At 67.0% G+C, this 22,763-nt stretch carries 22 protein-coding genes; 3 read left to right on the top strand and 19 right to left on the bottom strand.

Annotated features, from left to right (window positions below; translation table 11 throughout):
- Positions 1–6 precede the first annotated feature (6 nt).
- From AC1DS0_RS01500 to AC1DS0_RS01485, 4 genes are all read right to left on the bottom strand, one after another.
- A complete protein-coding gene (locus AC1DS0_RS01500) occupies positions 7–801 on the bottom strand; it encodes a hypothetical protein (protein ID WP_476812634.1) in 795 nt (264 codons plus the stop codon).
- A complete protein-coding gene (gene tgt, locus AC1DS0_RS01495; protein ID WP_476812633.1) occupies positions 798–1,934 on the bottom strand; it encodes a tRNA guanosine(34) transglycosylase Tgt in 1,137 nt (378 codons plus the stop codon). The genes AC1DS0_RS01500 and tgt overlap by 4 nt, the downstream gene beginning before the upstream one ends.
- A 95-nt stretch (positions 1,935–2,029) precedes the next feature.
- A complete protein-coding gene (locus tag AC1DS0_RS01490) occupies positions 2,030–2,788 on the bottom strand; it encodes a hypothetical protein (protein ID WP_476812632.1) in 759 nt (252 codons plus the stop codon).
- A gap of 100 nt (positions 2,789–2,888) precedes the next feature.
- Positions 2,889–3,242: an ArsC family reductase gene (locus tag AC1DS0_RS01485; protein WP_476812631.1), complete on the bottom strand. Its 354-nt coding sequence runs from the start codon at positions 3,240–3,242 to the stop codon at positions 2,889–2,891.
- A gap of 203 nt (positions 3,243–3,445) precedes the next feature.
- Here AC1DS0_RS01485 and AC1DS0_RS01480 point away from each other — a divergent pair, with 203 nt between their 5' ends.
- Positions 3,446–4,027 (top strand): phosphoribosyltransferase family protein, encoded by a 582-nt coding sequence (locus AC1DS0_RS01480; protein ID WP_476812630.1) that lies wholly within the window; start codon positions 3,446–3,448, stop codon positions 4,025–4,027.
- Here AC1DS0_RS01480 and AC1DS0_RS01475 read toward each other — a convergent pair.
- A complete protein-coding gene (locus AC1DS0_RS01475; RefSeq protein WP_476812629.1) occupies positions 4,024–4,671 on the bottom strand; it encodes a 2'-5' RNA ligase family protein in 648 nt (215 codons plus the stop codon). The genes AC1DS0_RS01480 and AC1DS0_RS01475 overlap by 4 nt on opposite strands.
- 41 nt (positions 4,672–4,712) lie before the next feature.
- A complete protein-coding gene (locus tag AC1DS0_RS01470; protein WP_476812628.1) occupies positions 4,713–5,588 on the bottom strand; it encodes a helix-turn-helix domain-containing protein in 876 nt (291 codons plus the stop codon).
- Positions 5,589–5,715: 127 nt separating this feature from the next.
- Between AC1DS0_RS01470 and pobA the strand changes: the two genes are divergently transcribed.
- Positions 5,716–6,885, top strand: coding sequence for a 4-hydroxybenzoate 3-monooxygenase (gene pobA, locus AC1DS0_RS01465; RefSeq protein ID WP_476812627.1), 1,170 nt, complete (start codon positions 5,716–5,718; stop codon positions 6,883–6,885).
- Between the two features lie 27 nt (positions 6,886–6,912).
- Here pobA and AC1DS0_RS01460 read toward each other — a convergent pair whose 3' ends face one another.
- The 10 genes from AC1DS0_RS01460 to AC1DS0_RS01415 form a co-directional block, all read right to left on the bottom strand.
- Positions 6,913–7,326, bottom strand: a complete 414-nt coding sequence (locus tag AC1DS0_RS01460) for a GFA family protein (RefSeq protein ID WP_476812626.1) — start codon at positions 7,324–7,326, stop codon at positions 6,913–6,915.
- 44 nt (positions 7,327–7,370) lie between these two features.
- Positions 7,371–7,835, bottom strand: a complete 465-nt coding sequence (locus AC1DS0_RS01455; RefSeq protein WP_476812625.1) for an SRPBCC family protein — start codon at positions 7,833–7,835, stop codon at positions 7,371–7,373.
- Positions 7,832–8,161 carry an ArsR/SmtB family transcription factor gene (locus AC1DS0_RS01450; protein ID WP_152014550.1) on the bottom strand — a complete coding sequence of 110 codons (330 nt, stop codon included), beginning with the start codon at positions 8,159–8,161 and terminating at the stop codon, positions 7,832–7,834. Before AC1DS0_RS01450 ends, AC1DS0_RS01455 begins: the two co-directional genes overlap by 4 nt.
- A 95-nt stretch (positions 8,162–8,256) precedes the next feature.
- Complete coding sequence (locus tag AC1DS0_RS01445; RefSeq protein ID WP_476812624.1) at positions 8,257–9,393, bottom strand: M24 family metallopeptidase; 1,137 nt, start codon at positions 9,391–9,393, stop codon at positions 8,257–8,259.
- Positions 9,390–10,610 (bottom strand): M20 family metallopeptidase, encoded by a 1,221-nt coding sequence (locus AC1DS0_RS01440; protein ID WP_476812623.1) that lies wholly within the window; start codon positions 10,608–10,610, stop codon positions 9,390–9,392. The genes AC1DS0_RS01445 and AC1DS0_RS01440 overlap by 4 nt, the downstream gene beginning before the upstream one ends.
- 16 nt (positions 10,611–10,626) lie before the next feature.
- The gene (locus AC1DS0_RS01435) at positions 10,627–12,249 is read right to left on the bottom strand and encodes a dipeptide ABC transporter ATP-binding protein (protein WP_476812622.1); all 1,623 of its coding nucleotides are present in this window, start codon (positions 12,247–12,249) and stop codon (positions 10,627–10,629) included.
- Positions 12,250–12,253: 4 nt separating this feature from the next.
- Positions 12,254–13,078 (bottom strand): ABC transporter permease, encoded by an 825-nt coding sequence (locus AC1DS0_RS01430; protein ID WP_476812621.1) that lies wholly within the window; start codon positions 13,076–13,078, stop codon positions 12,254–12,256.
- A complete protein-coding gene (locus AC1DS0_RS01425; RefSeq protein ID WP_476812620.1) occupies positions 13,071–14,018 on the bottom strand; it encodes an ABC transporter permease in 948 nt (315 codons plus the stop codon). The genes AC1DS0_RS01430 and AC1DS0_RS01425 overlap by 8 nt, the downstream gene beginning before the upstream one ends.
- 19 nt (positions 14,019–14,037) lie before the next feature.
- The gene (locus AC1DS0_RS01420; protein WP_476812619.1) at positions 14,038–15,591 is read right to left on the bottom strand and encodes an ABC transporter substrate-binding protein; all 1,554 of its coding nucleotides are present in this window, start codon (positions 15,589–15,591) and stop codon (positions 14,038–14,040) included.
- Between the two features lie 11 nt (positions 15,592–15,602).
- Positions 15,603–16,928 (bottom strand): M20 family metallopeptidase, encoded by a 1,326-nt coding sequence (locus AC1DS0_RS01415; RefSeq protein WP_476812618.1) that lies wholly within the window; start codon positions 16,926–16,928, stop codon positions 15,603–15,605.
- Between the two features lie 135 nt (positions 16,929–17,063).
- Between AC1DS0_RS01415 and AC1DS0_RS01410 the strand changes: the two genes are divergently transcribed.
- The gene (locus AC1DS0_RS01410) at positions 17,064–17,876 is read left to right on the top strand and encodes a GntR family transcriptional regulator (RefSeq protein WP_476812617.1); all 813 of its coding nucleotides are present in this window, start codon (positions 17,064–17,066) and stop codon (positions 17,874–17,876) included.
- Between the two features lie 11 nt (positions 17,877–17,887).
- Here the strand turns inward: AC1DS0_RS01410 and AC1DS0_RS01405 are convergent, their stop codons facing one another.
- From AC1DS0_RS01405 to AC1DS0_RS01395, 3 genes are all read right to left on the bottom strand, one after another.
- A complete protein-coding gene (locus AC1DS0_RS01405) occupies positions 17,888–19,285 on the bottom strand; it encodes a mannose-1-phosphate guanylyltransferase/mannose-6-phosphate isomerase (RefSeq protein ID WP_476812616.1) in 1,398 nt (465 codons plus the stop codon).
- Between the two features lie 150 nt (positions 19,286–19,435).
- The gene (locus AC1DS0_RS01400; RefSeq protein WP_476812615.1) at positions 19,436–20,863 is read right to left on the bottom strand and encodes an HlyD family type I secretion periplasmic adaptor subunit; all 1,428 of its coding nucleotides are present in this window, start codon (positions 20,861–20,863) and stop codon (positions 19,436–19,438) included.
- The gene (locus AC1DS0_RS01395) at positions 20,860–22,599 is read right to left on the bottom strand and encodes a type I secretion system permease/ATPase (protein WP_476812614.1); all 1,740 of its coding nucleotides are present in this window, start codon (positions 22,597–22,599) and stop codon (positions 20,860–20,862) included. The genes AC1DS0_RS01400 and AC1DS0_RS01395 overlap by 4 nt, the downstream gene beginning before the upstream one ends.
- Positions 22,600–22,763: the final 164 nt, after the last annotated feature.

Here is a 22,763-nt window from a genome sequence, read left to right as displayed (position 1 = left end):
AGAGCGCTACGATACCCGGCGCCGACGTCGCGCCAGTGACATCAGGCCGAGATTCCAGACGATGCAGACCAGCAGGCCGAAGCCGAGCGCTGGCCAGGAGCCGAGCGGTACGGCCGTGACATGGACCAGCGCCATCGCGAAGCCGAAGCCGAGCAGCCCCAGCAGACTGTTGGCGATGACCGCGGCGCTGGCCGGCCCGCCGATGCGCGGCTGCAGGATCGCGATCAGGCTCGACAGCACGATCGGAAAGGTCGCCAGCACGCCCGACCAGGCCGGGCCGACACGCGCGCTGATCGTGGTGACCGTGCCGGCCAGCGCCGCAACAGCAGCAGCCCGCAGCGGGATGGCATACCAGGGCCGCCGCGGCGTGATCGCGGGGCGCGCGGCGAGATAGGGACGCACGATACGGTGCAGGATCAGGAAGACGACCGGTGTCGCCACAAGCATAACACTGAAAGGCAAGGCCAGAGCCTGCAGGCCGGAGACGAGCAGGAAGAAGGTCAACAGCGCCGCAGCAAGGCTGATCACCGTGCCGAAGCGCTGAGCCAGCAGTACATAGACCAGCGACAGCCCGGCATTCGACAGGTTGGAGCTCATGCTGCCGAGCGCGCTCGCCGAGATGAAGGCGGCGTCGTGGTCGAGCGCGAGGAAGACATAGACCGGCCCGGCCGAGATCGGCAGTGTCGCGATCATCGCCGCGAGCAATGGCCCGCTCCGTTCGGCCAGCATCGAACAGCTGACGACGATGGCGGCCGCGACCGCCATCTTCAGCAGCAGCAAGCCGAACCCGGGATCGATCACGCCGGCTCGCCTTTGGCCCAGCCTTCCTTGGTCTCAGCGATGAAGTCCTCGAGGCGACCGGCGGCAATGGCGGCGCGCAGGCCGGCCATCAGCTCCTGATAGTAGGCCAGGTTGACCCAGGTCAGCAGCATCTTGCCGAGCATTTCCTCGGCCTTGACCAGATGGTGCAGATAAGCGCGCGAATAGGTGTTCGCCGCCGGGCAGGAGGATTGCGGATCGACCGGCCTGACATCCTCGGCGTGCTTGGCGTTCTTCAGGTTCATCCGGCCGAAGCGGGTGAAGATCTGGCCGTGACGTCCGGCCCGCGTCGGCATCACGCAATCGAACATGTCGACGCCGCGCCGAACCGCCTCGACGATGTCGTCCGGCGTGCCGACGCCCATCAGATAGCGCGGCTTCTCCAGCGGCAGATGCGGCTCGACCGTCTCGATCATCGCCAGCATCACATCCTGCGGCTCGCCGACTGCGAGCCCGCCGATGGCGTAACCCTTGAGGTCCATGGCGGCGAGTTCGCGGGCGCTCTCGACGCGCAGGGACGGCACGGCGCCGCCCTGGACGATGCCGAACAGCGCCCTGCCCGCCGGATCGCCGAAGGCCTTCTTGCAGCGCTCGGCCCAACGCAGCGACAGATGCATCGCCTTTTCGGCCACCTTGTCCTCGCACGGCAGCGAGACGCATTCGTCGAGCTGCATGACGATGTCGGAACCGAGCAGGTTCTGGATCTCGACCGAGCGCTCCGGCGTCAGCACATGCTTGGAGCCGTCGATATGCGACTGGAAGGTGACACCCTCCTCGGTCAGCTTGCGCAGGTTGGCGAGCGACATCACCTGGAAGCCACCGGAATCGGTCAGGATCGGGTGCGGCCAGTTCATGAACTTGTGCAGGCCGCCGAGCCTGGCGACGCGCTCGGCGCCGGGCCGCAGCATCAGGTGGTAGGTGTTGCCGAGCACGACATCGGCGCCGAGCGCCTTGACCTGCTCGGGGTACATGCCCTTGACCGTCGCGGCGGTGCCGACCGGCATGAAGGCCGGCGTGCGGATCACGCCGCGCGGCATGCGAACCTCGCCGGTGCGCGCTGCGCCGTCCCGGCCGAGGAGATGGAAGCTGAAATCGGTCGCGCCGGGTTGTGACACCTGCGGCTCGGACATGTCAGGCAGTGAGGTCATGGTTCGCGAGGTAGCGCAATCGGCAGCCTTGCGAAAGGCCATCCGTGCCGTGGCGTCCGCCCTCAGGCGCTCATCCGAGTGCGGTAGGATTGCCGCAACGCGAACACCAGAATTGCAACCGTCAGCCAGAGCCGGATCGTCGCGAAAATCAGGACATAGCTGAAGAAGAGCACGATCTTGAGGTCCTGCGGTGCTCCCTTCTTAAACCAGGCGTCGACGATCACTTCCCGAAACCAGCCCTGGATCGGATGGAGCAGGATCGAAGCCGCGGCTGCCAGAAGAATGCCAGGCACGAGCCAGAGAGCATGCCGACCGATCTCCTTGATTGCACGAGGCAAGCTGGGCTTGGCGTTTTCATCGACCTGCAGAACCATCATCAGGACGACCGCCGCTACGAACGCGCTCCAGACCCGGCCGGGGTGCGTCCGCTGATCGAAGGCGATGCCGTCAAATCCCAGAATGAACTCCTGCGGCCGGGCGAAAAGGCCGGATCCAGCGGCAACAATCGCGGCCATGACCAGCAGACCAAATACGGGCAGCAGCACGCTCCGCGCCATCTTGAGCTTCGCGGGCAACCCCAATTGCCCAAGGCCGGTTCGACCATGGCTGGCCATGACCATGCGCCACGTCACGGTCACGAAGGCCATCAGCAATGAGACGTCGGCGATCACGATCGCGGGCACAGCGGTCAGTCCGCCGGCGAATGCGAGCACACGCATCCACGCAGCCAATATCAGCCACGGCACCGCCCCGATGTGACGAAACGGGCCATAGGAGACCGAAGGTAATGCAATTTGCCGTGCAGAGCGGAGATCCGACATCCCGCATATCGTTCAATAAAACCTTGAACGGCCAGCTAATTAAACCCGGTCAGTCTGCCAGTTCCCTGATCGACAAGACACAAGTCCGCTTGCTCTCGGATTATCGCGCCCGGGAGAAAGCAGCCGCGTAGACATCGGGCTTGAAGGCGAGGATGCGGCGCTCGCCGAGATCGAGCACCGGGCGCTTGATCATGGTCGGCTGCGCCAGCATCAGCGCGATCGCCTTTTTCTCGTCGAGGCCCTGCCTGTCGGCCTCTGGCAACTCGCGGAAGGTCGTGCTTCCCTTGTTCAGCACCTTCTCCCAGCCAAGCTCGCGGCACCAGGCCTCGACCCTCGCCTTGTCGATGCCGGAGGCGCGGTAATCGTGGAAGGCGTAGGGAATCTTGTGCGCGTCGAGCCAGCTCCAGGCCTTCTTCATCGTGTCGCAGTTCTTGATGCCGTAGAGCGTGACCATCGTCCCGACCGTCCCTGATTGCCGTCGGCGCGGGGGTGGCATGGCGGCCGCACGAGATCAAGCAGGCGGACCACAAGGCGTCCGCGCGCCAAGACGCGGGTTGGACTTCGAATAGCGCGGACAACCAGCCATCTCTCGCGTTCCGTCATCCGATCGGCAACGATGGCGCGTATCGGGCGAGCAGGGAATCGCATGGACGCATCATGATCGATCAGCTGCAACAGGTCGCGAAACGCGACGACGACCTCGATATTCCGTTCCGCTCCTGGAAGAATCATCCGGCTGTCGGAGTGGATTTTCCCGACCTCTCCATCGCGACCAGCGAAGCGGCCCGAACCCGCCCTATCATCGATGCCCTTGCGTCGCGGATCCCTGCCGAGATCGAGGTGCTGGCCGGTCTCGACATCGGTGGGCTCGGCCTTGCCGGGGCGCTGTCCTACCGCAACGGCCTCGGCTTCATCGACATCCGCAAGGTCGATTCGCTGCGCAACGAGGTGATGCGCAGCATCATGGCGAATTACGAGCTCGGCGAAGGCGTCGTGATCTCGAAAGGCGCCCGGCTGGCGGGCCGCCATGTCGCGATCATCGACGATTGCCTGATCTCGGGCGGCACGGCGCTGGCGACTGCGCGGCTGATCCGCCGGCTCGGCGGCCATTGCGACACGGCGCTCTTCGTCTTCGACATCGAGGGCATGGGCGGTCGCGAGCGCCTTGCCCAAGGCGGCATCACCGCGGAGGTGCTGCGCACAGTGCCGCGAACGGCGCCGGAAGGCGAAGGCGACTAGGCGGAGGCGGCGCGATCGCGCAACGGCCAGCGAGCAAGATGGTCGTGATGGCTTGCGCCATGGACGCTGCGGATGAGCACGAACTCCCGGACTGGAAAGCTCTCAGGTGGGATTATCGGCTTGTCGAATGGGCATTCATCGTAGAGCAGCGTCACGTGCGGCCCGAATTTGGATGGCATCCAAAAGCCTCTCGCCCGCATCTCGCGACGTAGCCTCCTCTGAAGCCTATCGAGGATCGAGAACGTCTCGCTCGTCTCCAGAAAGATGGCCTGCCGATCGCCCGGGCCGCCATACCCCGCGACATGGTCGAAGGCGACAGAGAAACACGACGCGACAATGGATGCGGCGATCCTCTCCAAAGTCGAGATCTCCTCATCGGTGGCCCCGCCGTAACGCTCGATGCCACCCAAGGTGAGGTGATAGCGTTCCGGTCCGATTGGCCACCCGCGCAAGCCGTGCGATCTGCGCAGAGCATGCGCGAAAGCGTGGATTGCCGCGGCGTGCTCCGGCGGCGGCACCACCGCGAAGAAGTATCTGACCCAACCGGGTACAATTGGGGTTTTCGACCAGTCGCGGTCCGCCGCAATCCCATACCGGGGATCCCAACCGAACAGATCTGGTTGATCCGGAGACGGCTTTCCCATCTCCAGTACCTAGAACAAATAAAGAACAAATACAATCCCCCTCACCCCGCCGCCCGATATTCCGACGGCGACATCCCCGCCCGCGCCGCGAAGAAGCGGGAGAAATAGGCCGGGTCGGAGAAGCCGAGCCGGAAGGCGATCTGCGAGACCGGCGAGCGGGTGTAGACGAGGTCCCGCCGCGCTTCGATCATCAGCCGGCCCTGGATCACCCGCATGGCGGAATGGCCAAGCAGCTCGCGGCAGACGCGAGTGAGATGCGGGCCGGTGACGCCGAGATCGCGCGCATAGGCATCGAGCGGCTCATGTGTGTGGAAATGGCTCTCGACCCGCTCGATGAAGCGGCGGACCAGGACGGCACGCGCATCACCCGCGCCGCTGATCGCGACCGCATGAGAGCGCGCAGTCCGGGTGAACCAGATCGCGATCAGGCGCGCATGGGCGGCGAGCGCGAGCTCGCGGCTGCCGCGATTGCGGCCGAACTCGGCAAGCGCCGCTTCCATCATCGCCGCGAGCTCGATGATGCTGGCGTCGCCCGGCCCGCGCCTGCCAACGAAGGCCTCGCCCAGCACGGCGCCGAGCGCGGGCTCGGCCTCGATCAGTGGCGCCAGGGTCGGACTTGCGACGCTGGCGACGAAGCCCTCGGTGTCCGGCTCGAAACGGAACTCGTGGATCGCCAGCGGCGGCAGCAGCAGGACCGTGCCCGCGACCAGGCGATGGTCCGTGCCGTCGATCCGCACCAGCCCGCCGCCCGAGGCGATCAGGAAGAACTGGGCCATGTCCTGATGGCGATGCGGCTCGATCCGCCAGTCGCGCGGGGCACTGCGAGCGCTGATCCGCTCGATATGCAGCGCATCCGGGAAACGCTGCTCGCGCGGCTCGTCATAGAGCCAGTAGGCGGGCACCGATGCGAGCGTCATCGCACAATCCGATATTCGTTCTGTCCAAGAGGTTGGGTGAAAGCTCCATTCCGGTCAAGCGCTCACGATGGCAGATTCGTGTGAAAGTACCGGGGCTCGGCGAGCACTGGATTCATGGGAGAACGCCATGCGCACCCAGGTCGTGATCGTCGGCGCCGGGCCATCAGGCCTGCTGCTAGGCCAGCTGCTGAGCCGCCAGGGCATCGACAACATCATCCTCGAACGCAAGAGCGCCGACTATGTGCTCTCGCGCATCCGTGCCGGCGTGCTCGAACAGGGCACAGTCGACCTGTTGCACGAAGCCGGTGTCGGCCAGCGCCTCGCCGCAGAGGGTTTGCCGCATGACGGTTTCTCGCTCGCTTTCGAAGAGCACCTGCAGCGCATCGACCTCAAGGGCCTGACCGGCCAGCAGGTGACGGTCTATGGCCAGACCGAGGTGACGCAGGACCTGATGGAAGCCCGGCAGGCGGGAGGCACGACGACCTTCTACGAGGCCGAGGACGTCCAGCTCCATGATTTCGACGGCACATCGCCGCGCGTCAGCTTCATCGTCGAGGGCAAGCGGCGCGAGATCGCCTGCGACTTCATCGCCGGCTGCGACGGCTTCCACGGCATCTGCCGCGCCTCGGTGCCGTCAGGGGCTATCGAGACCTTCGAGCGCGTCTATCCCTTCGGCTGGCTCGGCCTGCTCACTGATCGGCCGCCGGCGGCGCATGAGCTGGTCTATGCCAGCTCGCCCTTCGGCTTCGCGCTGTGCTCGATGCGCTCGCAGACCCGCAGCCGCTACTATGTCCAGGTGCCGCTCGACGAGAAGGTCGAAGCCTGGTCGGACGAGCGCTTCTTCGACGAGTTGCGCCGGCGCGTGCCGGAGGAAGTCGCGGCAGCGGTGATGCCGGGGCCGTCGCTGGAGAAGAGCATCGCGCCGCTGCGCAGCTTCGTCGCCGAACCCTTGCGCTTCGGCCGGCTCTTCCTTGCGGGCGATGCCGGCCACATCGTGCCACCGACCGGCGCCAAGGGGCTGAACCTGGCGGCCAGCGACGTGCACTACCTGTTCGAGGCGCTGCGCGAGCACTATGCGGAGCGCTCCGATGCCGGACTCGACGCCTATTCGGCGAAGGCGCTGGCGCGGGTCTGGAAGGCAGTGCGCTTTTCCTGGTCGATGACCAATCTGCTTCACCTCTTCCCGGAGGCAAGCGCCTTCGACCAGCGCATCAGGCGCGCCGAATTCGACTACCTCACGCAGTCACAGGCCGCGCTCGCCAGCGTCGCCGAGAACTATGTCGGCCTGCCCTATTGAGGGTGGGGCCGCCGCGGCGCCCGGCCCTCACCGCGGCGGCAGCTTCTCGTGCTTCGGAATGCCTGGAGGCACATGGTCCCAAGGCTGGGCGACCGAATGCCAGAACACCATCTCCGGCTTGTAGCGGCCGGGCTCGTCCAGGCTGCCGGCGCGGATGATGAACAGGTCGGGAATATCCGGGAAGCTCAGATAGACCGGTGAGCCGCAGGTCGGGCAGAAGGCGCAGCGCTTGACCGTGCCGCCCTCGCCGACCACGTCCCAGGTGCTGGCCTTGCCCTCGACCGTAACGGACGCTCCGACGAAGCTCAGATAGGAGCTGTGGCCGGTGCCGCTCTGCTGCTGGCACTGGCGGCATTGGCAGTCATTGCTCTCGATCGGCTCGGCCGAAATCTCATAGCGGATCGCGCGGCAGGCGCAGCCGCCGGTGTAGGCGTGGCTCATCGGATGTCCTCAAGAGATCAGGAGCAGGCAGCTATCTTGCTGTATCAGGCCGGCTCGCCGGCGACGTCGCCGAGGCGCGGCAGGATGCTCTTCCAGCCGCGGCCCATATTCGTGAACGCGACCTCATTGCGCGGCAGCTCGAAACCTGAGTGGACGAGGCGCACGCGGGTGCCGTTGGCCTCCTTGGACAGCGTCCAGGTGACGACGGTGTCGAGCCGGGAGCCGTAGCCGGCATTGCCGTCGTCGCCGCCCTTCCAGGAGTAGGCTAGGCATTCGTTCGGGATCACCTCCAGCACCTGGCAGCGGATCGTGCCGTCCCAGGCGCCGGCCGGCGTCGTCTTGAAGGTGAAGCGGGTCCCGGCCACCGGTGCGAAGCCGGAGGGCTCCATGATCCAGCGGGCGATCAGCGCGCTCGAGGTCAGCGCCTTCCAGATCGTCTCCGGGGCGTGCGGAAGGATTTCGTCGACGACGATGTCCTGCGTCACGGGCTGCAGGTCGAGAGCGGTCATGGGTCGATCTCCTTGAGAAGGGTGCGGAGGTTGGCGAAGCGCTCGCGCCAGAACACGCCGTAATGGCCGATCCAGTCGACGAGCGGCGCCAGGCCTTCCGGCTCGGCGCGATAGAAGACGTTGCGGCCCTCCGGCCGCTCGGCGACGAGGCCCGCCTGCTTCAGCGATTTGAGATGCTGCGAGATGGCGCCCTGCGTCACGCCGCTGCCGCGGGTGAGTTCGGCGACGGTGATCTCGTCACAGGCGGAAATGCGCTCGAACACGGCCCGACGTGTCGGGTCGGCGAGCGCACGCATGACGGTGGAGACGGAAGCGATCTCAAGCATGCGATACCAATTAGCAATCACTAATTCATTAGTCAATGCTAATTCAAAAGAACACAGGAACGCCGGCGGGCGACCGGCCCGCCCCTCGCCGTCTCTCAGTCGATGCGGTCGGTCAGCAGCTTGCGCGGCGTCGCGCTCAGCCTCCGGCAGCCTTCTGCCTCGACGACGATGGTCTCACTGAAGCCGAGGCCGCCAGCCGAGACGTACATGTGGAAGACCATGCCTTCCTCCAGCCGCCAGCGCGCGTTCGGCAGGAAGACGCGGGAGAAATCGCTGGTGCGCGGCGTGCGGCCATAGAGGCCGAGCGTGTAGCCGGTGACGTTATCGTAGACCGGGCGCAGACCCTCGGCGAGCACGGCCTCGCGCAGGACGGCGTCGACCTCGCAGGCGAGCGCGCCCGGGCGCATCGCCGCGAACTGCCGATCCTGCAGTGCGACGAGGCGTTCGGCCAGCGGCGCGAGGCCACGACGGTCATCGCCGATCAGCACCGGCCGCATCAGCCGGGCACCGTGATTGCGGACCTTGGGGATCAGCTCGACATGCAGGATGTCGCCGTCCGCCAGCGGCTGGCCGGTCATGACTCCGTGCAGGAATTCGTGGTCACCCACGCCGGGCAGGATCGGCCCGGTCTCGCCGGTGTCGGCGCCGTTCTCCAGGAAGCAGGTGGCGGCGATCGCAGCAGCCGCCCGCGGCGAGAGCCCTGGCCGGGCCTTGGCTGTGATCGCGGCCATCGCCTTGTCGGCAATGCCGGCAGCCTGTGCGATCAGGGCGATCTCAGCCGGCGACTTCACCGCCCGCAGTAAATCGCTCGCACGCGGAAGATCGACGAAGCGCGCCTCGGGCAGCAGAGCCGCGAAGCGCTCGCGGGTCGCGGCGGTGAAGCCGTAGGAGGCATGATCGGCGCCGATCGCTGCCTGCGCGAAGCCGCGGCGGCGGATCTCCTGCGCCATCACCGCATGCGGCTCGGCCGTATCGGCAAAGCCGACGATGTCGGAGAACCAGCAGGCATCGCGGCAGGGGCCGGCATCGAGCGCGCGCAACACGAACCAGGGCTCGCCCTCCCGCGGCAGGAAGGCGGCGCGGTACATCGTCTCCGAGACGGTATAGCCGGTCAGCCAGGCCAGGAATTCGGCATGATCGACCAGCAGCAGCTCGGCGCCCGCCTGCGCCATCGCCGCACGAGCCCTGGCGACCCGGCCAGCGAACTCCTCGCGTGGGAAAAGCGGGCTCACGCCACTTCGCAGATATCGAGGATGGTCAGCATGTAGATGCGGACCATGTCGAGGAAGTCGCGGATCTCGACGCGCTCGTCGGGCATGGTGTTGTAGCGCCCACCCGGGCCGCAGACGATGCCTTCCATGCCGGCCTCGGCATAGAGATGGCCGGCATCGGTGCCGAAGAAGCCGGGCGGCTTGATCGCACCCGTCGGCTGCTTCTCGCCGCGCACCATCTGGTAGGCGGCGTTGATGCTTTTCACGATCCGCGCATCCTTGGCGACCTCGAAGGCCGGCATCGACTGGTGCCCTTCCTTCTTCTCGATGCGAATCGAGGCCTTGAGGCCGGGGAAGCGCAGCTCGAGCGCGTCGAGCTCGCGCTGCATGTCGGCGAGCGCGCCTTCCTGCGTCTGCCCCGGCGCATAACGGCCGGAGCCCTTGAGCTTGCAATAGTCCGAGACCTGCGGGGCGCGCCATTCGTGCAGCTCCTTGCCGAGCGCGCCATGGACGACGCCGACATGGACGCGGTTGATCGATTCATGCTCGGGCGACGGCGCGCCGGAGAAGGTCATGGCGTTCAGCTTCGGGATCAGGTCGCAGGCGGCCATGATCGCATCGACCGCCTGCTCGCGCTTGGAGAGATGGCGGGTGTTGCCGGTGAGCTCGATGACGAAGGAGAAGGCGCAGGCGTGCATGGTCACGGCCTGCACGTCGGTCGGCTCGCTGTTGACGAAATAGTCGGCCCGGATGCCGCTGCGGATCGCCGCGACCGTGCCGACGCCGCCCTGCAATTCGCCGACGACATAGGTCAGGATCACGTCGCCCTTCAGCTTGACGCCGGCGTCGCGCAGCGTCTTGACCGCGCAATAGGAGGCGGCATCGCCAGCCTTCATGTTGGAAACGCCGATGCCGTAGATGAACTCGTCGTCGACAACCCCGCCCCAGGGATCGACGGTCCAGCCCTCGGTCGCCGGGTTGGTGTCGAGATGGCCGTTGAACAGCAGGCTCTTGCCACCGCCCGTGCCCTTCCAGCGGCCGATCGCGTTGGCGCGGCGGCCTTCGTCGAAAGCTTGCGCCTCAGCCTCGATGCCCATCGCCTGCATCTGCCCGACGACATGGTGGACGAGCGCCTTCTCGCCTTCCGTCTCGCTGTAGCTCTTGTGCTTCACCCAGTCGGAGAGCAGCGCGAGGCAGGCCTTCTCGTCGAGCACATGGATCAGGTCACGGGGGTTCATCGTCAGCCTCGCAAGGTCAGGCGGCGGCCGTGGCCGGGGCGGGCACGGCGGCGAGCAGGGAGCGGGTGTAGGGGTGGAGGTCCGCGCCCGAGAGTGCGGCGACGTCGACGAGATCGACGAGGTCTCCGCGATACATCACCGCGATCCGGTGGGCGATCTGGCGGACCAGGTTGAGGTCGTGGGTGATGAAGAGATAGGCGGTGCCGAAACGCTGCTGCAGATCGACCAGAAGCTCGATCACCGAAGCCTGCACGGAGACGTCGAGCGCCGAGGTGATCTCGTCGCAAATCACCAGCTTCGGCCTGGAGGCGAAGGCGCGGGCGATGGCGACGCGCTGTTTCTCGCCGCCGGAAAGCTGGTGCGGATAGCGCTCGGCATAGGACGCCGGCAGGCGGACCTGCTCCAAAAGCGCGCCGATTGCGGCGGCATCCTTGCGCGCACCCGGCTCGCCATAGAGCGCGAGCGGCCGCGACAGGATCTCGCGGATGCGCTGGCGCGGGTTGAGCGAGGAATCCGGGTGCTGGAAGATGATCTGGACATCGCGGCGATAGGCGCGGTCCATGTCGGAAAGGCCCGTGATCCTGCGCCCAGCGAAGCGGATCTCGCCCTCGAAGCGGTTCAGGCCTGTCATCGCTTTGGCCAGCGTCGACTTGCCCGAACCAGACTCCCCGACGATGCCGAGGATCTCGCCCGGCTTCACAGACAGGCTGACCTCGCGATTGCCGGTGAACTGCGTGTTCGTCCGGCCGAGCAGGCGTCCGAGGAACGGCTTGCGGCCGTAATGGACACTGACCTTCTCAACTTCGACCAGCGGCTTGTCCGCCGTCTCGGGAGCCGCCTCGACAAGGCGATGGCCGGGCCGCGGCACGGCGGCGAGCAGCCTTTGCGTATAGGCGTCGCGCGGCCGGGCGAAGACCTCGCCGACCCCACCCTGCTCGACGATCCTGCCGCGATGGATCACCGCGACCCGGGTCGCGATCTGCGAGACCAGCGCGAGATCATGCGAGATGTAGAGCGAGGCGACGCCGGTCTCCTCCTGCAGGGCCTTGAATAGGTCGAGGATCTGCCGGGCGGTGATGACGTCGAGCGCAGTCGTCGGCTCGTCGAAGATGATGCATTCGGGCTGGCAGGCGAAGGCGGTGGCAATGACGACGCGCTGCTTCTCGCCGCCCGAGGCCTCGTGCGGATAGCGCCGCATCATCTGTCCGGGCACCTTCAAGCCGACATGGGCGAGGCGCTCCTCGCCCTCGGCCCAAGCCTGCCGACGCGTCAGGCCGCGATGGCGCACCAGCACCTCGGCGAGCTGCTCGCCGAGCGGCAGGGTCGGGTTGAGCGAGGTGCTCGGGTCCTGAAAGACCATGCCGATGCGCCTGCCACGGATCGCCTCGATCTCTGCCTCCGAGGCCTCGAGCAGATTCTGCCCGGTCAGGCGGATGCTGCCGGCCTCGCGCGCGCCCTTGGGCAGATGACGCATGATCGCCCAGGCGAGCGAGGTCTTGCCGGAGCCGGATTCGCCGACGAGGCCGAGCACCTCACCCTTGGCGATCGCGAGCGTGACGTCGTCGAGCGCGCGGGTGAAACCGCCCGGTGTCGCGTAGTCGAGGCTATAGCCGGCGATGTCGAGGATCGGTTCGCCCATCGCCTCAGCTCCTCGGGTTCAGCACGTCGCGCAGGCCATCGCCGAGCAGGTTGAAGCCGATCGCGACCAGCGCGACGGCAAGGCTCGGCCACAGGATCATCCACGGGCTTAAGTGCATGAAGCGCCGGGCTTCCGAGACCATCAGCCCCCATTCGGAGGCCGGCGGCTGGGCTCCGAGGCCGAGGAAGGAAAGCGTCGCGAACAGCATCACGGCGAAGGCGACGCGGATCGTCATCTCGACGACGATCGGCGCGACCACGTTGGGCAGCATCTCGCGCCCGACGATGAAGGCAGCGCTCTCGCCGCGCGCTATGGCGGCGTTGACATAGTCCTGCTTGCGCACGGAGAGCGCGACCGAACGGGTGACGCGCGCCATGCCTGGCGCGAAGGCGAGCGCGATGGCGAAGAGCGCATTGAGGCTGCTCTTGCCAAGCAGGTTCACGATCAGCAGCGCCAGCAGCAGGCTCGGGATCGACATGATCGCGTCGACGGTGCGCATGATCGCCTCGTCGCTGCGCCCGCCAAGGAAGGCGGAGACAGTGCCGATGACCGCCCCGACCAGCGTGCCCAGCGCCGTCGCCAGCACGGCCAGCAGGACGGTGGCGCGCGCGCCGTGCAGCAGCCGGCTCATTATGTCGCGGCCATACTGATCGGTGCCGAGCCAGAACTGCGCGCTCGGCGGCTTGTAGCGCATCAAGGGCGCCATCTTCTCGGGGTCGTAGGGCGCGAAGGCGGGCCCGACGATGACGACGAGCAGGATCAGCCCGACGATCACGAGGCCGAGCGCGCCTTGCGGGGAACGCAACATGCGCCTGAGGATCTCAATCATACTGGATCCTCCGGTCGAGCCAGGCATAGGCGAGGTCAGCGAGGAAATTGGCGATGGCATAGGTCGTCGCCATGATCAGCGCCCCGGCCTGGATCGAGGGCAGGTCACGCGCCTGGATCGCGACGATGAGCTGCCGGCCGATCCCGGGCAGCGCGAAAATCTCCTCGACCACGATGACACCGCCAAGCAGATAGCCGACATCGAGCGCGACGATGGTGATGGTCGGCAGCAGCGCGTTGCGCAGCGCGTGCTTGAACAGGACCTGTCGCTTCGACAGGCCTTTCAGCCGGGCAGCGCGGATGTAGTCGGAGTGCAAGACGTCGACGAGCTCGGAGCGCACCATGCGCGAGACATGGGCGATCAGGATCAGCGACACCGTCAGCACCGGCAGGACGAGGTGCTTCAGACCGCGCAGCGGATCCTCGGTCAGCGGCACATAGCCGGTCGCCGGCAGCCATTGCAGCCAGTCGGCCAGCACCAGCACGATCAGCGTCGCGGTGACGAATTCCGGCAGCGAGACACCGACATAGGAGAGGAAGCCGACGCCGAGATCAGCCGCCCTGCCCCGCCTGACCGCGGCGACGATGCCGAGCGGGATCGCCACCGCCAGCATCAGCGTGATCGAGAACAAAGCGAGCAGCAGCGAGCGGCCGAGAGCCTCCAGCATCGCCGGCGCCACCGGCTGGCCGGTGCGCATCGAGACGCCGAAATCGCCGCGCAGCACGCCGGAAAGCCAGTGCAGGTACTGCATCCAGATCGGGTCGTTCAGCCCCATCTTGGCGCGCAGCGCTGCCAGCGCGTCCGGCGTCGCATTCTCGCCCAGCATCATGACGGCGGCATCGGCCGGCAGGACCTGGGTGATCGCGAAGACGATCAGCGACACGACCAGCAGCGTGTAGCCGATCAGCAGGATCCGCTTGAGGATATAGGCCGGCGACACGTCCGCTGCCCGCTTTCGCTCAGCCGCGCTTCGGCGCCTTGGCGCCGAGCGAGACAAAATCGAGTCGGTAGACCGAGCCGCGCGGGTGGAGCTGATAGCCGTCCACCCAATCGCGCTGCCCCGCCAGCAGATCGAAGAAGGCCGGGATGATCGAGGGCACCTCCGCGTACATCAGCTTCTGCGCCTCGGCATAGAGCGTGCGGCGCTTGGCGTCGTCGACCGTGGTGCGGGCCTCGGAGACCAGCTTGTCGAAGGCGGCGTTGTTCCAGCGCGTCTCGTTCCAGGCCGCGTTGGAGGTGTAGAGCAACGAGAAGATGGCGTCGGCTGTCGCCTGCATGTTGTAAAAGCCGACATAGAACGAGCCCTTCTTCCAGACTTGGTCGAGATAGGTCGCGTGCGGCATGGTCTCGACCTTGATGTCGAAGCCGGCGGGCTTGGCCATCTCGCGCAGCGCGACGGCGAGCTGCGTGCGCTGGCCCGGCCGGTCGGAGGCGATCAGCGTCGCCTCGAGCCCCTTGGGATAGCCGGCTTCCGCGAGCAGCGCCTTGGCCTTGGCGATGTCCGCCTTCTTGGCCGGCAGGTCGGCGTAGAAGCGGTAAGCTGGGTTGAGCGGAGTGTCGTTGCCGGGCGAGCCGAAGCCCTCGGTGACGAAGTCGACCATCGCGGCGCGGTCGATGGTCAGCGCCAGGGCCTGGCGCACGCGGACATCGTTGAAGGGTTTCTGGTCGCAGCCGAAATTGACGTTGCAGAACTGGCCGGAGGCCAGGCGCAGCGCCTTGACGCCGGAGGCCTTCTGCAGCCGGCCGAACTCGGTCGGCGGCGTGGAGCCGAGCAGATCGGTGTCGCCGGCGATCAGAGCTGAAGCCTCGGCGCTGACATCCGGGAAGACCAGGACCTCGATCTTGTCGAGATAGGGGCGGGCCTTGTCGTAATAAGCGTCGTTGCGGGTGACCACGACCTGTCGCTCCGGCTCGAACGAGACGAGCTTGAACGGGCCGGTGCCGATCGCCTGGCGGTCGAGCTTTTCAAGGCCGCCCTTGATGACGGCGGCGGGAACGATCTTGGCGTTGAGGTAGGCCAGCGTCACCGGCAGATCGGCGAAGGGCGCCGAGAGCGTGAAGACCACCGTCGTCTCGTCCTTGGCGGCGACCTTCGCGACAGGGCCAATGTTCTGGCGTGCGGGCGAAGCCGTCTTCGGGTCGAGGATCGCCTCGAAGGTGGCTACCACGTCGGCCGCCGTGCAAGGCGAGCCGTCATGGAAGATCAGGCCCTTGCGTAGCACGAAGGTCCATTCGGTGAGGTCGGCTGAATTCGTCCAGGACTCCGCGAGGTCGGGCTCCGCGCTCATATCGACCTTGAGGCGCGTCAGGCTCGAATAGAGCAGCTCGGCGACGAGATATTCCGGATTCACCCGCGTCACGAGCGGATTCAGCTTGGAGACCGCCTGGTCGACGCTGACGCGCAGCGTGCCGCCGCGGCGCGGCGTCTGCGCGAAGGCGGGGGCGCCCGACAGGGCGAGGCCGCTCAGAGCGGCGGAAGCGGCGAGGAAATCGCGACGATGGATACGCGGCATGGAACGCTCCTTCAGCTCAGGGACGGGCTCAGATCGGGATTGATGTCGGGCCGGAAATCGGCGGCGAGGTAATTCAGCACGGCCTGCGCCAGCGAGACGATATCGCCGCCAGTCGTGTGCTCGCCCGGCGCGTGGATATTGCGAGACGGCCGCCCAAGGCCGCCGAGCAGGACTTCCTTCCGCCCGGTCGCGCCTTGGACCCAACCGAAATCGGAGGCGCTCGCAGCGCCCCAGCGACGGAATTCCTCGGGCGCATAGCCGAAGCCGGCGCCGACCGCCGCCTGCCAGCGCGACCAGTGCGGGCCGTCCGGATCGTCGGTCGGGGCTAGATGACCGACGAGCGCCGTCTCCACGGTCAGGCCGGGGACGGAGGCGACGGCGCGTCTGATGGTCTCCTCGATCTCAGCCAGAACGGTCTCGAAGGATTCTTCGGGTGCGTAGCGGCGGTTCAGCGTCAATTCGACAAGCGCAGGAACCTGGCCGCCGGACGTGCCACCCTTGATCGTGGCGACGTTGAGCTGTCCCGTGAGCGGCGGCTTGCCGGGCGGAGGCGGCAGGGCCGAGGCGCGCGAGACGATCCGTGCCTTCAGCGCGGCGAGCGCATTGAGCAGCGGCAGCGCCCCGTCCATCGCGTTGTGTCCGAGCCCGCGACGATTGCCCTCGCCCGCATGAACCGCCTCGCCATGGATTCGCACCAGCAGGTTGAACAGTCCGAAGCAGCCGGCCCAGATCCGCGCCTCGGCGCTGCCGTTGAAGTTGACGATGTGGCCCTCGAGCCGGCACTGCTCGGCGAGGTAGCGGATGCCGGGATACAGCCCGCCTTCCTCGTCCGTGCAAAGCAGCAGCATCGGGTCATAGGCGAGCGGGATGCGGCAGGCCTGGGCCGCCCGCAAAGCCAGCAACACCGCGGCGACGCAACCCTTCATGTCGGCAGCGCCAAGGCCGATCAGGCAATCGCCCTCACGCTTCATCCGCAGCGGATCGGTTTGCCAGCCGGCTGCGGCGGGCACGGTGTCTACGTGGAAATAAAGGCCGCAGACCGGCCGCCCGCTGGCGCGGCGAGCGATCAGATTCGTGCGCGGGCCGGCGGCCGGGCCGTTCGGAACCCGCCACAGCGGCTCCGGCACGGTGACGCGCTCGGTCGCGAAGCCGAGCGGCGCGACGAGTTCTTCCATCAGCTCGGCGAAGTCGTCATAGCCCAGGCCCGGCGGGAACGAGGTGTCGACCGCGATCATCCGGCGGAGCTCGGCGACGGCGCCTTCGATATTGTCGGCGATCCAGCTGCTGGCCTCGGCCAGCGCCTTTTCACCACGCGACAGGGATGCGGGCTCACTCATCGCTCAGCCCAACGACGCCGCGCTTGTCCAGCGGCAGCGTGATCTGCGATGGAACCCTCGAAAAGCCGCAGTTGGCAACGCCATTTGCGGATACCTCTCTTTCATATAAACTATATAGAAATAGGAACGAACGGCATGCCTCCTGTCAATGCCAAAAAAGCGACGGCCACTGCCACCGGAACGGGCAACGGCGCCGGGGCTTCGGCGCCGGCCCTGCCGAATTTCGGCGCAGGGGAAGCCGCGCCGCTCTATGAGCGCGTGAAACGGCACATGTCGGAGGCGATCCTCGTCGGCGAATGGCCGCCCGGCATGGTGCTGCCAAGCGAGACCTCGCTGGCCCAGGGCTTCGGCATCGCGGTCGGCACGGTCCGCCGGGCAATGGCGGATCTCGTGGCAGAAGGGCTGCTGACGCGCCGCCGCAAGACCGGGACGGTGGTGACCGGACGCACGCCGCATCACAGCCTGCGCTTCGTCTTCCAGTATTTCCGCCTCCACCGGGCCGATGGCAGCCTGGTGCGCTCGACCAGCCAGTTCCTCAGCGTCGAGGCCCTGCCTGCGACGCAGGCACAGGCCGAGACCCTCCAGATCAAGGCCCGCGGCGTGATCAGCGTCCATCGCATCCGCCATGCCGACGGCCATCCTGTGATGCACGACAAGCTGGTACTGGCGCAGGAGCGGCTGCCGGACTGGCCGCGCGACATCGCCGAGCTGCCGCCTTTGCTCTACCTTCATCTGCTCGAGCGCTACGGCATCCGGATTTCGGCCATGCGCGAGCAGATCACCGCCGACCTCGCAAGCGCGGAGGACGTCGCGCTATTGGCGCTCGCCGCTGGTGATCCGGTGCTGACGATCGACGAGGTCGCCTATGACCAGGCCGGGGTCCCGACGATCCTCGGCTGGCACCGCGCCACGACGCGGGCCCATATCTACGTCAACGAGGTGCGGTAGCTGCGGCGCTTTCAGCAGCGCTGATAGATGTCCTCGATGCGGATGATGTCGTCCTCGCCGAGATAGGAGCCGACCTGCACCTCGATGATCTCGAGCGGGATCTTGCCCGGATTGGCCATGCGGTGGACGCAGCCGATCGGCAGGTAGATCGCCTCGTTCTCGTGCACGAGGATGGTCTCATCGTCGCGAGTCACCTGCGCGGTACCGCGGACCACGACCCAGTGCTCGGCGCGGTGATGGTGCTTCTGCAGAGACAACACCCCGTTCGGCTTGACCGTGATGCGCTTGACCTGATGGCGCTCGTCGAGATCGACGGAGAGATACTTGCCCCAGGGCCGGTGGATCTCGCGATGGCTGGCTGCTTCCGGCTCATGGTTCGCCGCGACCAGCGCGACGACGTCCTTGACCTTGTCGGCCTTGGCTTTCGACGTCACCAGGATGGCGTCGCGGGTGGCGATGACGGCGACATCGTCCAGCCCGACGACCGCGACGACCGCATCTTCGGAGCGGACCAGGTTGTTCGCACCATCAAGCACATAGCCGCGGCCCTGGACGACGTTGCCGTGAGCACCTTTCTCGGAAAGCTGCCAGACCGCGCTCCAATTGCCGACATCCGACCAGCCGAAATGACCGGCGATCACCGCCGCCGTATCGGCCTGCTCCAGCCCCGGAGGCTCTGCCGCGATCGCCGGCAGAACGGCCGACCCCTCGGTTTCGAGCATGCGGATTCCAAGGTTGGCCGCCATCGCCGCAGAGTTGCCGATCGCGCCTCTTGTGGCCGCCTGGAGCCTGACCTGCATCGTCGCCGCGTCGAAGACGACATTGCCGGAGTTCCAGAGATAGCCGTCGGCGAGATAGCGCGCCGCCAGCGCCGCGTCGGGCTTCGCCGTCACGTCCTCGACCCCGCGTACGCCCTCGGCGATCTCCGTTCCCGGGCGGATATAGCCGTAGGCGGTCGCCGGATAGCATGGCGGTATGCCGATCGCGACGATGCGGCCCTGTGCGGCGACCGCCGCGGCCCTGGCGCAGGTTTCGACGAAGAGCTTGCCGTCCTGCACGACATGGTCGGCGGGGAAGATGCCAACGAGCGCGGTTTCACTTCGGGCGAGGCCGAGCTCAGCTGCGATCGCCGCGGCTGAATGGGCGCCGCGCCCACTCGGCTCCAGCACGATCTCGGCGCGGAGGCCGATCACCTGCAGCTGGTCGGCGACGGTGAAGCGCTGGTCCGCGTCCGTCACCACGATCGGCAGATCGAACACATCCGGATCGGACAGCAGCCGAAGCGTGCGTTGGAAGGAGGAATCCCGGCCGAACAACGGGATGAACTGCTTCGGCATCGTCGCGCGCGCGATCGGCCAGAGGCCGGCGCCATGTCCCGTGCACATCACGACCGGGATGATCTTCGGCATGGGCCCTGCTCCCAGAAAGCGGCTGCTGATCGCGCCGCAATACTGGAAGAGAAACCGGCGGGCTCAAGCGGCCATCTCGGCTGATCTCCCGAGCGAAGTTGCCGCATCCTCGGGCGATCGGCTCCTCCGATCGCCCTACCCCGTCCGCGCTCACTCCTCCCGGAAGCTCGACCGCATCGAGTCGGTCAGCGGCTGCATCAGATAGGCGATGGCCGTGCGCTCGCCGGTCGGGACATAGACCTCGGCCGGCATGCCGGGCCGGAGCTTGGCCCTGACCTTGGGCGGGAAGCCCGAGGCCGAGACGCTGACGCGCAATTCGTAGACCATCTGCTGCAGGACCTCGTCGCGCAGCGCGTCGGCCGCGACCGACTTGACCTCGCCGACGGTGAAGGGCGTCGCTCGCCCCTTGAACGACGGCAGGCGCACTTCCGCGGCCATGCCCGGATGCAGGTTGTTCACGTCCATCGGCGAGACCTTGGCAGTGACGATGAGCTCATCGTCCTGCGGCACGATCTCCATCAGGGTATCGCCCGGCTTGACCACGGCACCGACGGTGTGGACCTTGGAGGCGACGACCCGTCCGGAGCGCGGCGCGCGGACTTCCGCGCGTGCCAGCACATCCTCTGCCATGCGCAGCTTCTCGCGGGCATCGGCGAGCTTGACCCGGCATTCGGCGAGCTTGGTCGAGGCCTCTTCGGAGGCTTTCAGGCCGATCTGGCTCATCTGGAGCCGGATCTCGTCATTGGCGACCGAAAGCCGCGCCAGATCGGCCTCCAGCGAACCCATGCGGCCCTGCAATTCGGTCAGCGAGCGCTTGAGCGGATTGATCCGCGTCGCGGCGACATAGCCCTTGTCGGCGAGAGGCCGCAGGCTGACGAGTTCCTCGTTGATGCTCGCGGCCTGCCCGATCGCGGCCTCGCGCTGCGCTTCGTTCGACTGGTACTGCTTTTCGGATTGCGTCAGCCGCTCCTTGAGGATCGACACCTCCAGTTTCTGCGTGGACTGCCGTTCCTTGAACAGACGCTCCTGGTCGAGCATGACCCGGCGCGCCTCCTTTGTTTCGGCGGTATCGAGCAGTTCGCTCGGGAAGGTGATGCGGTCGAGCCGGTCGATTTCGGCCGTGAAGCGCGCCTCCTCACCCAGGGCCTGCAACACGATCAGCCGCGCTACACTGCGCTGCGCCGCCGCCTGCGTCGTATCGAGGCGCAGCAGGGTTTCGCCAGCCTTGACGTCGGCCCCGTCGCGCACCGCGATCGCCTCGACGAGCCCGCCTTCGAGATGCTGCACTGCCTTGCGATCGCTCTCGACGACGATGCTGCCATGCGCCACCACGGCGCTGTCGAGGCGCGCGGTCACCGACCAGAGGCCGCCGGCCCCCAGCGCGAGGCCGACCACGACATAGCCCTTGCGCACCGGGGCGCGCCAATCGCCATCCCCCGCAGCGGGCAAGCTCGTGCGCTGGAGCCATTGCCTCGCGACCGCGAGCAGGGGTTCGAGGCGCCGGCGCCAGGCCAGCCGGTTGAGGACGGATTTCATTGTGTTCGGGACGAGCTTCAGCTTGTTCAGGACGGAGTTCATCGACGTGCCCACCTTGCTGCCGAGAGCGGCTCGACCTGTCCTGTCTGGCCGCGCTGTGGCGGCTGGATGCGTGCGCCATTGCCCGGCTGCAGCAGCACCGGCAGGATTTCGTCGCGCCCGCCGACCCTGACGGCCTGGCCCTTCTGCATCAGGATGATCTTGTCGACCTGCGAGAGCAGTTGCGGGCGATGGGTGATCACGACGACGATCGCGCCGGCATCGCGCAGGCCGGCCAAAGAGCGCGCCAGCGCAGCATCGCCATCCATGTCGAGATTGGCGTTCGGCTCGTCGAGCACGACCAGCGCCGGCTGCCCGTAAAGCGCGCGTGCCAGCCCGATGCGCTGGCGCTGCCCGCCGGAGAGGATCGCTCCGCCCTCGCCGATCTGAGTGGCATAGCCGTCCGGGAAGCCCTGGATCAGCTCATGCGCGGATGCGGCCGAGGCGGCAGCGACGGCGGCCTCGTCAGTCGCGTCGGGATCGAAGCGGGTGACGTTATCGCGCACGCTCCCGGCGAAGAGTTCCACATCCTGCGGCAGATAGCCGAGGATGCGGCCGCGCTGCTCGTCGGGGAAATGCCTGATGTCGTTGCCGTCGAGCCGCACCACGCCATGGGCCGGGGACCAGACGCCGACCAGCGCCCGGGCCAGCGACGACTTGCCGGAACCGGTCAACCCGACCACGGCTGCGATCTCGCCGGGCTCCACCTCGAACGAGACGTTGTGCAGCAGCAAGGCGTTCCCGTTCGGGCTGCGCACGCTCAGGCCCTCGACCCGCAGCGAGCCGGCCGGATTCGGCAGGGTCATCGGCATCGTATCATCCGACGGTGCCTTCAGGGTCCGGTTCAGGCGCTGCAAGGCGCTGCGAGCGGAGACGAAGCTCTTCCATTGGCCGACGGCACCCTCGATCGGCGCGAGCGCGCGGCCCATGATCAGCGATGCCGCGAACATCGCGCCGGCCGCGAGGTTCTGGTTGATCGCGAGATAGGCGCCGACGCCGAGCACCGCGCATTGCAGCGTCAGCCGCAGCAGCTTCGTCGCGGCCAGCAGGGTCCCACCCCAATCGGCGGCAGCCGTATGGTAGGCCAACGCCTGGCTGCGCTGGCGCTGCCATTGCCCGCGGATCGGCTGGCCCATGCCGAGCGCCTTGATGATCTCGGCGTTGCGCAGCGAAGCCGTCAGCCGATCGTTCGCGCCATGGCTGAGCTCGGAAGCGCGGATCAGCGATCCCTTGGTGATGCGCTCGTTCAGCAGGGCGACACCCAGGATCGCGATGGCGCCGAGCGTGGCGACGGCACCGATCGCCGGATGCAGGATGAAGCAGAGGGCGAGATAGATCGGAATCCAGGGCGCATCCATCAGCGACGGCACCAGGCTGCCGGAGAGCGTCGCCCGCAATGTCTCGACATCGCGAATGGGCAGGGTCGGCGAGCCCTTCGCGTCGAGCGCGCCGTGGAAGGCGGCTTCGAAGGCAGGCTCGGACAGCGCCTTGTCGACGCAGAGGCCGAGCTGGACCAGCGCCCGGCTGCGGAAATGCTCCAGCGCGGCATAGGCCGCGAACAAAGCGAGCACGATCAGCGACAGCATGACCAGCGTGGTGCCGTTCCGGCTGGTCAGCACCCTGTCATAGATCTGCATCGTGTAGAGCGGGGAGACGAAGACGAACAGGTTCAGCACGAAGGAAAGCCCGAACAGCGATGCGAATGCGGGCGTCAGCTTGCGAACCGTTTGCGAGAGCATGTCCGTCGGTTTCCTTGGCGCGATTGCCGCCGTCGACGCCGGCGTATCCGGGCGGGTGGCAATCATTGGGAGAGGAAGGCATGGCCCCCGCGAAGCTCGTCGCGGAGATTGGCGACCCGGCCGTCATGGCCGGGTCGCCTCGAGGCAGCGGCTAGATCGCCGTG

It is taken from the genome of Allobosea sp. P4_H5 (assembly GCF_056400825.1).
The sequence above is the reverse complement of the archived record's forward strand: the minus strand, read 5'-3'. Positions and strand labels throughout refer to the sequence as shown.